The organism is Ruegeria sp. HKCCA5426, assembly GCF_013034585.1.
GTDB lineage: Bacteria > Pseudomonadota > Alphaproteobacteria > Rhodobacterales > Rhodobacteraceae > Ruegeria.
Genome location: NZ_WQGH01000007.1, coordinates 1 through 13,762 on the forward strand (window position 1 = coordinate 1; position 13,762 = coordinate 13,762).

A 13,762-nucleotide genomic window follows, 5' to 3' on the forward strand; every position below is an offset into this window, starting at 1 on the left:
CCAATAGGTTTAAACCCAGATGACCCAACGCTTCCGATGTTCCTGAAAAAGTTGGAGTATACGACGGGGCAGTTCGGAAAAAACTGACTTCAACTTCAGGCAACGGCGCGACGGCGCCCAAATTCCGAGCGCATCTTTTTGAACGCGTAAGCTGTGAACTTGTCTATTGCATCGCGATCAAGCGCCTGCTTCTGCCAGACGGTTTTGCCATACCAGCCGCCCGCATATTCTTCGACGATTCTTGACACTTCAAATGTGTGCTGGGCCAGGGCTTGTTGAAATGCCACTCGCTGTGCATCGGTTGAAAAGCGTCGATCCTCGCCAGTGTGATTGGCGAGTTCCCGGCTCAGATAGTAGTCTAGAGAGCGGTATGTCAGCCGGGCAAAGAAATCCCGCGCGAGTCTCGCAAATGCATCACCCACGGCGAAACTCGCGAGTGCTTGGCGAATTTCTTGCGGTGTCGGTTCAAACAGCGATGGCAACCGGTCGTGCAGCTGAACGGAAAGGCTTTCCAAGAGCGCGGCCTTCGCCAATTCGCCTGCATCTGAGGAACCTCGGAGATCAAAACTGTTGCGATCAACAACGCGTTCCAATCCTGCAAGCAGTCCTGTCACAGAGTTAAGCTCTGATCTGTCGATTCCGAGATCGACCAAAGCGTCTTCGAAGCCAGGGGCCCTCGCAAGCAAAGGCAACCGCACCAGAAGATCACTTACAAATTGAAACCGAGGGTCACGACTCGCCCGTTTAAGATCTTTGTCGGATGCATCCGCTGCGGCCTCGGCGATCTGTTCGACCGGCGCATTGGTTGCGATCAGATCAACGACCTCGCGCCACTTCCTGGACCGAGGCAAAGTGCCAAGCCTGATGTGTCCCATCCGCTCCTCCCTTGCCTGAAGAGTCATTCAACCATCAGGCGAATGTAAAGGGAAAAATGGCGGCCTTCGCTTACCCTGCGCTTACCCGAAGCGAGTGTTAGGCATGAGATCGCCTCGTAAGTCTTTGAAAACAGTGGTGAGCCGTGCAGGATTCGAACCTGCGACCCACTGATTAAAAGTCAGTGGTATCATAAAATCCATATTCCAACAAAACTTGGGAAGATCCGAAATTTCCAATTATTTATAGTAAGATATGTAGAACATTGATGCTCACTGGTGTAAGTCAGTGTAAATAGACACACAACAAGCAGACGGACACAAAACGGACACAGATGGGCGAGCGAATTACTGACAAACTGGTCAAGTCTCTTGAAGCACCAAAGAAGGGAAATGTGGTTACCTATGACAGTGAAGTCATCGGCTTCGGCGTCAGGGTTACCGCCAAGGGAGCAAAGGCGTTTGTGCTGCGCTATGTCTTTCCTGACGAGAACTCGGATATCGCACGCAAGACCTCCGAGTACAGGTTTACTATCGGTTCTTACCCGACATGGAGCGTTTCTGCCGCACGAGAAGAAGCGAAAGAGTGGCGTCGCAAAATCGACCGAGGTGAAAGCCACCCGTTGGCCCAACGGCAAGATAAACGCTCGAAGGCGAAAGCGCGAAGAGAAGCCGAAACGTTCCGCGAAGCCGTCGAGGATTACATAAAACGAGAACAGATCGGTAGAAAGAAGAATGTTACTGCCCCAGAAGTCAGGCGGCGATTGCTGACTGACGCTCCGCAGTGGTTGGATATCCCGGTCGCGGAAATTACAGCAGAAGATGTTTGGAACCATCTGGAGTTTATCCGCGACGGGGATCCATATGCTTCACCTGCCATCCGGGAACGACCATATCTTGCCAATCGCCTGTTTTCCTATCTTCGAACTTTTTTTAAGTGGTGTTCTATGCCGGGGATAAAGAAAATTTCCGAGTCAGTGATGGTTGGCATGAATCCTCCTTGGGACAATGAGGAACCTAGAGATCGATTTTTTGACGACAAAGAGCTGCTGAGTCTTTGGGAAGCTTCAGACGCCATTGGTTCAATTCAGGGCGCATACCTAAAAACAGCCATCTTGACGGGAAAACGCCGCTCCGCATTGGCGTCCATGAGATGGAATGAAATCGACAAAGATTGGCTTTGGACTCCTCCGAAGCGCCCAAAGTCAAAGAAAGACAATAAACGACTGCATGCGATCCCATTACCCAAGATTCTGGTCGACACTCTCAGTCAACTGCGCCCTAAGGAAGGAGCGGCCACGGGCAATCCGTTTGTTTTCCCGGGTAAAAAGCGCGGCTCCAAGTTCTACCCCGGTTCGAAGTTCCAGAACCTTGTCAAAGAAGCATCTGGAATCGACGACTTCTTCCTACATGCGTTACGACACACTGCTGAAACTCGGATGGCCGAGCTTGGCGTGCAACCTCACATTAGGGATATACTGCTAGACCATGCCTCAAAGCGCGGTTCAGGCGAGGACTATGATCATTATCACTATCGGAAGGAGATGTTGGAAGCACTGGAACTTTGGGCTGCACATATCCAATCCCTTGTCAAAAATCGATAGATTACTTCAAGAGCATTCGCATCGACAGATCATGCAGAGGCAAACATGGAAGAAAAACTTCATGACTCAATTCCTGACCTAGAACGACTTGATTCCGTGATTAGGGAAATGGTCGGAACAGGTTCTGCACAGTCCTTGGCGGCTTATGATTTTCAGGACATTCCAGATCATATCGGGCGTTTCCTCTGGTATCCAAGTCCTCAGGAAAAGGGACCGCTTCTTGAACAGCGCGAAGCCTTGATAGCATTGAGTGAATCGATAAAAGCCTTGCAGTCAAAAATGGTAGAGACGCAATCGCGATGCGAGGGATTGCTCAGCCAAATCGATTCCGGCATGGCGCCAGACAACATTTTAGGGACAGGTCGGCCTATCTCACGAAGTGAAGGTCTTTCCCCACGGAATATAGTTGATCTTGGGGGGCCGGTCCTCTTCTGCGAGGCATCTCTGGTGTGCCTTCAAGATAGGATTTCCGAGAGACTAAGAAGCCTAGAACTTAATCTTGAAATGTTCAACACAAAAGGCCCGCCTAAGAATGTTAGAGCCTATGAAGTCGCTGAAACTCTTGGAGAAATCTACTTTGAGTGTACCGGAAAGATACCAACTTTTGGTTTAAACAACGGCATTCCAAGCGGTGAATTCACCAAGGCGCTTGAGCAGGTGTACCAGATATTGGCAGTCGAAGCCAAAACGCTTCGAGGGCCCGCCAAACACGCGATAAGCAAAGTCGAGAACGAAATTAAGTCCCGAAACTCGTAGGATTGTGACACGAACATACAGTGTGACTGATTACCAACGGCCAATTACTTTCATTCGCATGCCGCTGACCACCAGTGGTCACAACAAAACACTCTCGAATGGAAGAGCAGTATGACAATGAGAAGAGATCAGGGAAAACCTGAAAGGAAACACGAGCTGTTTGACGGCCTTCTAACAAAGCAAGAATGCGCACGGAAGCTAGGCAAGTCGGAGCACACCTTAGATCGCTGGCATAGACTACGCGTTGGACCGGCGAGAACAAAAATTGGCCGATCCGTGGTCTATCGCGAAACAGCAGTCCAAAATTGGCTTCTCAAGAACGAAATCGAATATCCAAATCGGGGTAAATAACAATGAAAAATCGCCCCCGAAATACTGGCCGACACTCATTCGCTTCCGATTTAGTGAAGGTGCGGCAAGAAAACGGCAGACAATGGCCATTCTCTGCGCCGTTCGCTTAGGTGTCCTTTAGATCAAGTCTCAAGTTTTACACTTAGTGGAAGGCGACTGACGGCTCGTTAGAACTCACGGCTTTGACCTCAAACAACGGTGAGCATCGCTTCACCGAACGATACCGCTTTGCTCTCCTGAACAGATAGGAGAGCAGCTCCTCGCCGGCTCAAGCAAACAGCCCGCAGTCCAAGCAATCAAATCTAAAAATGGAGAAATGCATGAACAAAAACACCATCAAGACCGCGGCAGACGGCATCTGCCAGCTTGAGAAACTGGATCGCGAAAGCCCTACAGTCCTGGCCACAATCGAATATCTGATGCGCAAACATCGATTTTCCCATCCCGAGGGGGAGTTCGACAATGCTCGGCGGTTCAGCCTCTCCGCAGAGGAACAGCACGATTGCTGCGTCGGTATCCGGACACCATCCCGAGCGTACCCGCACTCAGCAATGGTGCACGCACGCACCATTGCCCATGTCGCAAGTCTCTTTGACGTCGACGCTCTAGACGTACGTCGACTGGCAAAGCGGATCGAAGCAGAAGCCTCCATCCCAGACTGAATTTTCGAAAAATCGAAACACACCAAACGATGAACCGCGATTCATCGAACGCTCTCGCCTTGCCAATCGAAACTTGGCGGGAGCCCAAAAAGTCTATGATAATCAATGAGGTGGCGATATCTAACGCACCCTCAACTTCCCCAACCAACCTTCTCAACGCGGCTGCATCGTGTCGGCCGCGACCCAATCCCTGCGTCCAATCGCAAGTCGTCATAGGAATCCCTCATGCTTGATGAAACGCCGCTGGCCGAGCAGCACGCATCCCACGAAACCTACGAGCAGTCGCAGACTTCTAGGTTCACCGTACTCCGTGCCTTAGGAGGCAAGAAGTCTGTGAAGATCTTCTCGAACAAAGGCGTTCAACCATACGACAAGGCGGCGTGGTTTGAACCGAAGGACATCGAAATCAACGATTTTGAGAGCCTGGTCAGTGTCCTTAGCGAGCTTGAGAGCTTTGATAACAGGATCATTGTCACCGGCCGAGTAGCAGAACCATATCAAGGCAAATCCAAAATTCCCCGCCGGAAGAATCCTCGCAACGGTCAGCCAGCCAGTCTTGAAGATGTGGGCTCCCACATCGCAATGTTCGATTGCGATAATCTTTCCGTTCCGGCTGGCCATGGTTGGCACGACACAGCAGGGCTTGCGAAAGCCACCTGGAACATCCTGACAGATCGCGTGGCCGCCTTAAAAGGCGCCAACGTCTTCTGGCAAGCCAGCGCCAGCGCCGGTCAACCAAACTTAGCAGATAAGGCCAAATTTCACTTTTGGGTATTGCTCGACGAACCGCTGAGCGAGGGACAGAAAAGAACGCTCTACGGCTTGGCAGGAACCGATAAAAGTCTCGCCTGCCCTATTCAACCACACTACATCGGCCGTCCTACTTTTGTCGGTGTCACGGATCCCTTGGGCGGGCAACCGAGGTCCGGAAGGATCATTGGCGTAAGTGATAGTGTACGCGTTAAGGACCTCGGCCTCGAAGCGGTAGAACCCGTCAAATCAGAACACCGGGTCAGTAACTTGGACCGAAGAGCGCGCGCTTCTTCTACCCCGCGCCATCAAACCACAGGCTCTACTTGGGCAGAGCGACAGTTGAACACGGCTTGCGACATCATCCTGAGCGCCGACGAACGAAACACAGAAATCAATAAACGGGCATTCTTTATTGGTGGAGCGGTCGCAAAGGGTCTTCTGGACGAACAAACCGCGTTTGAGCGCTTACATCATGCCGCGGCCGCAACAGGTCATGATCGCTTCGAAGAGGCGCTGAACAACGGCTTTCGTGATGGGCTGAAACATCCGTTGAAGTGGAATGATAAGCCCGAACCCCCTCAAAACTTGGGGGCCTACTACCCGCCCGCCAGCGAATGTCGCGCATCGGCCGTGGAGGGCAGCCGGGCCGCGATCAACACTTGGGCAGACAAGAGTATCAACTATCTGGCCAACAAAGGCCCCGCGGCTCCGCCACGTGAAATGGTGTGGGGTATGCAAGGTGGTGGTAAAACCGGAACCCTTGTTGGACGCGAAGACCCCTCAGATGGAAACTCAGAGGCAAGAACAAAACCAGAGACATCCCCGGGCGCTTTACATCGAACGACCGGCCTCGTGAGCGTCATGTACCTGCCCACACATACCAAATGCGAAGAGGCCGCCGAAACCTATCGGAAATGCGCACCAGAAGGCGCGCCTCCGTGCATTGTCATCCGCGGGCGCGGCCAACCAGATCCCGAGAACAAAACCGGTCAGAATATGTGTCTGCTTTCAGATCTAGCTGATCGATTGGCAAATCAGGGTGTCACAGTCCGCAGCACTCTTTGTGTCAAATGTCCGCTCAAAGATGACTGTGGCTACCTTCGGCAAGAGCGTCTTGTTGAGAAACTCATCCAAGACGGATTAGGTCTCGTGATCTTCGCACCACATTCATACGCTTACTTACCTTTGCCCGCAGAAACCCAATCTGATCAGGCCATCTTCGACGAGAGCCCGGGCAGCACAATCATCGAGAAACTCCAGCTATCCATCGTTGATCTGCTGTCACCGTTGGAATTTGGCGGAACCGCCTTCCCGGTTTCCGAAAAGCGCAAAAACGACATGGCAGCAGATGCCATTGCGGATGCCAAACAACTTGTAGAGCCAGCCCTCAAGGTGATTGCGGCGGCGTATCACCCTGAACACGGGTTATCCTTGGATCACTTGCGATCAAACGGTGTAGATGCAACCAAGTTGAAGAGCGTCCTTGCGGTTTTGGATGCCTATCGCGACAAACGTGTCCCCATTTTGATTGGGGGTAAGCTTTCTGCCTTGGATAATTCCGCCCCCGTCGAACAGATTCAACGAACTGCCCGCAAGATTGCGCGCACGTTCTCTTCAAAATCTGGACCGCGGTTTGATCACCTGCGCGTGTTCCTTGAGGTTCTCAAAGCGGAAATGGAAACTGGGTTAAGCTGGCCAAATGCGATTGCCGCGACGCATCCATCATCTGGAATTCTGACCGTTGTTCGTTTGCGCCCGCTCACCCATGCTGCTGACAAACCGTTTCTGTTTCTCGATGGTACAGGAGATCCAGACCTGGCCAAGATTATGTTTGGCGATGATTTGAGGGCCCATCGGTTTGCTGCTGAGCGAAATGCACTGGTCACACAAGTGGTCAAAAACCAAATGTCATCCCGGAACATTTTGGGAAAACAAAGTGACAATGAACTTATAGAAGACTCCATCCCTCCAAAATGCGCACTGCTTCAGGACCGGATCAAGGGTGTGCTGGATCGCCACTCTGACGCCGCCGTTTTTCTAACCAAGAGAATCCGGAAAGCCCTCGGGCTATTAGATGATGCGAGAGCCGGCCACTTCAACGCGATTAGAGGCCTTAACCATTGGGAAGGTCGGCCGACCGCCATCATAGTGGGCCGCGAGCAAGCCCCGATGCAGGAGATTGAACTGACGGCCCGGGCCTTTGCAGCAAAACTCAGGAGGCCATTGGTCAGTTCGGGTCCGGTATGGGAATGGCGCGGTATCCGCACGCGGGACGAGGCCTCTTCTTATCCCATTGTTGTGATGACTCACCCTGATCCTTTAGTTGAGAAGATCCTGCATCAAACAAGGGAAGCCGAGATTGCACAGGCCATCGACCGGATCAGGCTGATCCACAATAGGGAGCCCAAGGAGGTCATCATCATGAATGAGATTGCCGTCGACATCACAGTGGACCAAGTTGTGGGATGGCCTGACTTTTGGCCGGGAGGGACACGCCCGGAACGGGCAGTCCAAATGTCTGGTTTCCTACCCCTTGATGGTCAGGAAGCTGTAAATTTGTTTCCTGAAATCTGGAATAACAAAGAAACCTCAAACAAGGATCTCAAGCCTCTGAGAAGCTTAGTGTCAGAAAATGTATATAAAGACTTATTATATGCCAAACCTGACAGTAAGGCCGTTTGCCACGTTCGGTACAAAAGACACATACCGGAAAGCCAACGCACCCACTGGCGGGCCGGTTTAGTATATTCCCCCCGCGCTGAGGCAAAGGGGCTGGTCGAGAAAGTCACCGGGGAACTGCTGGAGTTCGAGGTGCTGAGCGAGAATTCTCTACGAGACAACAGTGAAGATTGAGCAAGAACAGATCAGTATTGGATATGTCCACGTCAATCCGCTGCCAGATACAGAAACCGTTCTGAGATTGATAGGAGGCTGGTTCGAGGACTATAACGACAATCACCCACACAGCGGCCTGAAATGGAAATCGCCTCGCGAGTTCATCAAGGCCAAAACCGAAACCGCTTAGGTGTCCGGTGAAACGGGAGCGGCGTCAGATCACATTGAGACTAATTCAAGTAATCGCTTTAAACCAATCCATGCCTGTCTGTGCCTTTACATTACCTAAGCCATAGAGAAGTTAGGACTTGTAAACCGGTGCCAACGTCTTATTTCCCGGATCTTCTTCAAAATGATCGATGCTTGCCTTTTGTTCGGGGAGCGCAGGATGGGCTCCACCAATCGAAACGGCGAGCTGTGGGTAGAATGGTTCAATTTCAGGATACGCTTCTTGCAGCAGCTCCGGCATGGCATTTGTGAGCTCAAGCCTAACTCTCATGCCATCTTGTTCCAATGGCTCCGCTGTTAAGTCGTCTACTATTGGCAAGTTGGCGCCACCTCCTGTTGGAACAAGGAAGACCCTCGAACCTCTCTCGTTGATTGCGAACGCCGCTTTCTTCACCATTTCCTTAATTGTGTCGAAGACCTTTCTCACCGACTGTTGATTTAGGAAATCCTCAAGGTTCACCTCTACCAGCTCGTCCGTAACAAGATCCACTTGCAACTCCCCGTCACGAAATAGGTTCTCCTTTTCGGTACGGATAGTCTTCCTGAGTGCTTTATCTGCTTGTTCGAACTCTGGACTACCATTGGCAAGAGAACTGCTGTCCAAAATGTACTTTCGAAGTGCATTGTCCAAGATATTTCCGGCTAGATTTTTGGCACTTCTCGCGTTTTGGATTTCCCACACCTTTACGTGGTCTTCGTCCACCTTCACACAAATGCAGCCGGCTACGTCAGTCGTGCCCGCTCCTATATCAAGAATTACATAGTGTTGCCGACCAGTCGGTCTAGAATCCATCAATGCACCAGCGCCCGCTGCGGTCGCTTCAAGGACTGGCTCCTCAAGAAGATCAAAGGGCAAGTCCTTGGCTTCGGCCATTCGTGCGGCCATTAATAATTTGGCTCCTCGGCGAGTGTTCAGCTTAGTTTCAAATTCTTTAGGATAGGAGCGCGCCAAAGCCATTGCTTCGGCGACAATCCTTTCCATCGCACGAGCGTTTTCATTTGCGAACTCATTCTTCCTGTCTGCCATCAGCACTCATGGCAGACAGATGCGTTCAACAAAGACGACAATCAATGGCTGTTTTTCCAAGTCCTCGCTCATCCAGAAGAAAATGTAACAGCGACAATCAGAGGATCATGTGCAAGGGTAAAACTCCACCATTTTGAAACGTCCCCTTAAATTTTAATTGGCAAACTGCAAAATATCCGCGGATGACGCGAGCAGGAGACAGATGGAGGCTCATCAAGGCATCCCTTGCGCCAGTCTGGGACAATCAAAAGTAAATTCGCGAGTTCACAAAAACGAAGACTGCAAAATTGAACACAATCGATACTGCAATGAATTCTTTAAGAGTCCGATAGGTCGAATAGATCAATCAGATCATGTCAACCGGGGTGGCCCATTGGGCCGCCTAGTTCCCAGCGCCAAGTAGTAAAGCAACATTTGAACTTGCAACTCCAGTGAACCGCGCATATGCTCCTCGCCCTAAAGGAGAAAATCGTGCCTTCAAACAGCTCGAAATCCAAGCGCACCGTGCCGCTGCCCGAGAAACGCATACACGCCTAATTCCTTCGCGTGTTCGTAGCCCTTTGGTTGCGATGTTTCTGGATTTTGAGAATTGAAAGGGCACGTCCATGCAGCCCCAATCCTATACACCTTTCGCCTACCCACGCCTGAATGGGTGGTTCCAGCCAGCCTATGAAAGCCTCATTTCAGCGGCCAACCGCAAATCCGGGTGGGGTGCTTTTGACGAGGATAAACCGGCTGAAGATCCGATGCCAAAGCAGTACGCGAAGGACTATTTTGCCGTAGCCGCATTGATCCGTATTTGCGCCACGTGGAGGGCAACCCGCGATCAGATTGCGGACCAGTTGCGTCACCCATTTTCGCTGACAGTTATCGTAACCAGTGACAGTGCCTGGGTTGAAGCTGTTGAAAACGCGCTTTCTGACGGCTTGATCCCCGCGATTTACAAAACAAATGCTGACGTATCCCGTCCCAACTTGGTGTGCTATAAATCCCGCTGGCGCAAGACGACGCCGGCAAAGACAGCGTCCGATTTCGGCGAGGCGTTGGCACTGGCCGCCAAGGAAGCAGCGCCAATTATTGTTGTGGTGCCGAGCGTTGAATTGTTGCCAGACCCCCTTTGTCAGAATTCGAATAAGATCGTTTCCCTAACCACGTGGTCGCGAAGAATGGTGTTGATGCTGTTTGCCATGATGCACGGACGCCAAGACAAAAGCCTGATGGCCAAAGCATATAATGAGATGCCAACTGACGATGCTTTGGTTCGAGTTACCGTTAACGACTTGATGTTGGCGATTCGGACGCCCAAGCTGATGGCATTTGTCCGGCAACTGAATACGTTGACGACGCGCACAAAGGCCAACCCAGAAGCCATGGATGATGTCAAAGGGCTGCGGGCAACACGGGCGCAATTGATGCGTCTTGTGGACGACATTCAGGCATATTCCGAAGGCCGGCTCGGTTGGACAGAGATCCCACACAACATTCTTTTTGATGGCCCCCCAGGTGTCGGGAAGACCTTTGTCACGCAGAAGCTGGCAGAAGCGACCGGGGCCCACTTCGTGAGCGCCAGCTATGCCAGCTGGCAAGCGGAAGGCCATCTTGGCGATTTTCTTGCTGCTATGAGAGATGATTTCCTGGAGGCAAAGCGCAATGCGCCGTCCGTTTTGCTGATCGATGAAATCGACTCTTTTGCGGATCGTGCAACAAACGCGGGCGATAACGAGAACTACAATCGAGCAGCACTTAATGGTCTCCTGGAACAACTGGCGGGTGCCGAGAAGACGGATGGCGTCTTGGTGGTCGGTACAACAAATTACTCGGACAAGTTGGATGCTGCACTCCTGCGATCTGGACGATTTGACCAGAAAATTCACCTCCCACTTCCGGATCGGGACGGCCTGACGGACATCTTGTATGCGCATGCCGGCTACACGATCAGCAAGGTAGACATTCGAAACATCGCGATTGAGCTAATTGGTCAATCAGGCGCAGATGCCGTCGCGCTGGTGCGTCAGGCACGCTCCATTGCGCGTCAGGATGGGTGTCCGCTCGCAATCCAACACCTCAAGAAGGCGCTGGAGCAGTTTGCAAAGCCAATTTCTGCCCAAAAGCTGTACAGGATGGCAGTCCACGAGGCCGGCCATATCGTAGTTGCTCATGCACTTCGTGCTGGATTGCCCACGCTGGCTCAAATCATGTCGAAAGGTGGTCAAGTTGATCTTGAACTGGAGCAAATCGGTCACGAAGCTCAAAGTTTGGAAAATCGACTCGCTATTTTGATGGCTGGACGCGCAGCCGAACTTTCGTGCCTGGGTAGTGTTTCGTCAGGTGCCGGCGCGGGCGAGAAAAGCGATCTTGCTCATGCCACCATGTTGGCAGTCCAAGCCGAAACGCAACTTGCTTTGTCCAACGACAATCTGATCTGGCACCCAGTAAGTCTGGAAAGTTTGTCCGACACTCTCAAGGACCGCGAGCTTGCAGCCCGCGTTCAGAATGGGCTGTGCTCAGCAACCCAGCTTGCAGAAAAGCTCATCGGCGAAAATGAATATTTGATTGAGGGTGTGGCCCTTGCGCTTGTCGAAAGGCGGCAATTGAACCGATCCGAGCTTGAGCAATTGTTGCGTGATTTAAAATCTACAAAAGGCAAAGATCGCCATGCAGTTATGGAGAATGCGGTCCAAAATATGCGCTGGCTTCACTAACCCTAAGGTCGGTCCTGAATGCGCGGCTCTTACCGTCAAACTTCCCATATAGGTGATACTATATGGCAGTTTTGACAGTAGCTTCGCGTGTGGGTGTTGTTTGGTGGGTGCCGGGCGGACGAGTTGGCTGTCGGAAACGCCGAAAGTCTGACCGGAGCGCTTCAGGACCAAGATTTTCTAATGGTCCCACCCCGGAACTCTCGGCTCTTAGCTCGTTTCCCACGTCACTTGGAAGCGTGGGGCGTCACTTCTAGTTTGGACACATCGTATCCCGCTTCGGACAAAACAGATCGTGCTTTGTCGATATGCTTTTGGCTTGGTTGCGTGCTGCGCGATAGAATCCAGCCGGCGCTTCCATTGGGCACCCCAACAACGGCAACCTCATACTTATCATCGACCCACAACACCCAGAACGGAGATTTGACAAAGGGAACCTTTGGGAAGCTGACTTTGAGTTTGCCGACACCTTCAATTGTGGCCTCGCCGGTGATGTCCTTCACCCTCGTGCCGCTATCAACGAGGCAGCGGTTGTAAACTGACACCGTATCCTCAGCGATAATCTGATACTCAGCCGTTGTGTCTGTGCATCCACGCTGGAAGAACACCGGGAAGCGGGCGTACTCAAACCACACTCCGGTGTATCTCCGCACGTCCAGTTTGCTCACCACTTCCATCGTGACCGAGGTGTCTCGATAAGAGCCAGAGCAGGCAGAAAGGACTGAACATACTAGAAGAGCTGCGAGTTTTTTCACTGGTATCTCCGATATCCTGGGCCAACCACAAAACATGTCAGACACAACTGTTCGATTTGGTTTCTGGCCATCTATCAGGAAGCTTCAAACCGATCAAAATGTTCCGAAGTCTCGACAAACTAAACGATCTGATTGTCGAGCGCCCAGTTTAGCTGGGGCTTGAATTGGTTTTGAACGCACGCTCGATGCTCCAACCACCGGCTTTCAATTTGTCCGGCCGCGCACGCGGCTTCCCTCAATGCCTTTTCAAACGGAGCGAGATCCAAGCCTGGCCTCTCCTTTTCGAGCGCCCAGTAAACCTGCCTGTTGAACTGCCCCGGCACCACCCGTTGACCAAGCGTTAGTTCGCACAAACGAGCCAATTTTTCGTTTCTCAGCTTGGTGAACTGACTGCTCAGTATCCGACCGCTCTCAACATCGTATTCAGGGAACGCAAAATGCCAGTGCGTTTCGTTTCCGATGCCAGACTTTCGCGGTTTCTCGTGCTCTATGACGGAGGCCCTGTTACCAGATGTGAGTGAGACACCGTACTCTCGACAGACTTCAGCAAACACCAATGCGAAATCCTGCTGACTCATCGGTTCATTCGGCGAAATCACAAAATGCCTGACGCTATACTGTTTACCCACAATCCTGGAGATTTCTCCCAACAGTCGGAGGTCGTCTGGGCAGCCACGGATCCAAGTTGAAGTTTCGTTGTCCGTAGGCTTTGCAAGGTAGGTTGCGATCCTAGAGCTGTGCGCCGTTGGGATGCGTGTCGACTTGATAATCATGAGTGCTCCCCCAAAATCTGCGCGCGGATAGTATCAACGTCTCTTCTAATGGCGTTTATACGCTCACCTTGTTCGACCACTTGGTCAGCCCTGAGCGGATTGAGTGTGTGCGCCTCAGACAAATTGCGCGATATGTACGACAGATTTATTCGGACATCGATCAACATGCCCAGGACCTCAATGGCCGACTTGATGTCTTTGGAAATCGGCAACTTTCTGGGTGACTTGCGAGGTCGGGTTTCGGGCAGCGGCTCCTCAAAACTTAGGGCCCGCGCCAAAACAAGGCGCGCATACGCTGTTGTGGAAATGCCCTCAGATTCCGCTCCATCCGCCAGCAAATCGTAGAGATCTTCCGCTACCCGCATCCCCACCATTTTGGTCTGTTTTTTGGTTTTGTTCTTGGCCATTTTCACCCTCCAATTTGATAGCAGCACGACTTGCTATAGC

The 13,762-nt window shown here is 51.8% G+C and carries 10 protein-coding genes and 1 pseudogene; 6 read left to right on the forward strand and 5 right to left on the reverse strand.

Annotated features, from left to right (window positions below; all coding sequences use genetic code 11):
* Nucleotides 1-95: 95 nt before the first annotated feature.
* Nucleotides 96-902 (reverse strand): hypothetical protein, encoded by an 807-nt coding sequence (locus GOV87_RS12675; RefSeq protein ID WP_254447371.1) that lies wholly within the window; start codon nt 900-902, stop codon nt 96-98.
* Between the two features lie 305 nt (nt 903-1,207).
* On the opposite strand from GOV87_RS12675, the gene GOV87_RS12680 reads away from it, so the two are divergent.
* The 5 genes and pseudogenes from GOV87_RS12680 to GOV87_RS12700 all read left to right on the forward strand — a co-directional run.
* Entirely contained in the window at nt 1,208-2,476 is a 1,269-nt protein-coding gene (locus tag GOV87_RS12680; RefSeq protein WP_171212031.1) for a site-specific integrase, read from the forward strand.
* 45 nt (nt 2,477-2,521) lie between these two features.
* Nucleotides 2,522-3,232, forward strand: coding sequence for a hypothetical protein (locus GOV87_RS12685; RefSeq protein WP_171212032.1), 711 nt, complete (start codon nt 2,522-2,524; stop codon nt 3,230-3,232).
* A gap of 671 nt (nt 3,233-3,903) precedes the next feature.
* Complete coding sequence (locus GOV87_RS12690) at nt 3,904-4,245, forward strand: hypothetical protein (RefSeq protein ID WP_171212033.1); 342 nt, start codon at nt 3,904-3,906, stop codon at nt 4,243-4,245.
* 225 nt (nt 4,246-4,470) lie between these two features.
* A complete protein-coding gene (locus GOV87_RS12695; RefSeq protein ID WP_171212034.1) occupies nt 4,471-7,851 on the forward strand; it encodes a hypothetical protein in 3,381 nt (1,126 codons plus the stop codon).
* A gap of 22 nt (nt 7,852-7,873) precedes the next feature.
* Nucleotides 7,874-8,023 (forward strand): annotated as a pseudogene (locus GOV87_RS12700) (integrase core domain-containing protein); the annotation flags it as partial.
* 111 nt (nt 8,024-8,134) lie between these two features.
* Here the strand turns inward: GOV87_RS12700 and GOV87_RS12705 are convergent.
* A complete protein-coding gene (locus tag GOV87_RS12705) occupies nt 8,135-9,088 on the reverse strand; it encodes a rod shape-determining protein (protein WP_171212035.1) in 954 nt (317 codons plus the stop codon).
* A 605-nt stretch (nt 9,089-9,693) separates the two neighbouring features.
* Between GOV87_RS12705 and GOV87_RS12710 the strand changes: the two genes are divergently transcribed.
* On the forward strand, nt 9,694-11,790 hold the full coding sequence (locus GOV87_RS12710; RefSeq protein ID WP_171212036.1) for an AAA family ATPase: 2,097 nt from the start codon (nt 9,694-9,696) through the stop codon (nt 11,788-11,790).
* 224 nt (nt 11,791-12,014) lie between these two features.
* Here GOV87_RS12710 and GOV87_RS12715 read toward each other — a convergent pair whose 3' ends face one another.
* The 3 genes from GOV87_RS12715 to GOV87_RS12725 all read right to left on the reverse strand — a co-directional run bounded on the left by GOV87_RS12715 (nt 12,015) and on the right by GOV87_RS12725 (nt 13,722).
* Nucleotides 12,015-12,542, reverse strand: a complete 528-nt coding sequence (locus GOV87_RS12715) for a lipocalin family protein (RefSeq protein WP_171212037.1) — start codon at nt 12,540-12,542, stop codon at nt 12,015-12,017.
* 119 nt (nt 12,543-12,661) lie between these two features.
* The gene (locus GOV87_RS12720; protein WP_171212038.1) at nt 12,662-13,315 is read right to left on the reverse strand and encodes a hypothetical protein; all 654 of its coding nucleotides are present in this window, start codon (nt 13,313-13,315) and stop codon (nt 12,662-12,664) included.
* Nucleotides 13,312-13,722: a hypothetical protein gene (locus GOV87_RS12725; RefSeq protein WP_171212039.1), complete on the reverse strand. Its 411-nt coding sequence runs from the start codon at nt 13,720-13,722 to the stop codon at nt 13,312-13,314. Before GOV87_RS12725 ends, GOV87_RS12720 begins: the two co-directional genes overlap by 4 nt.
* Between the last annotated feature and the right edge of the window lie 40 nt (nt 13,723-13,762).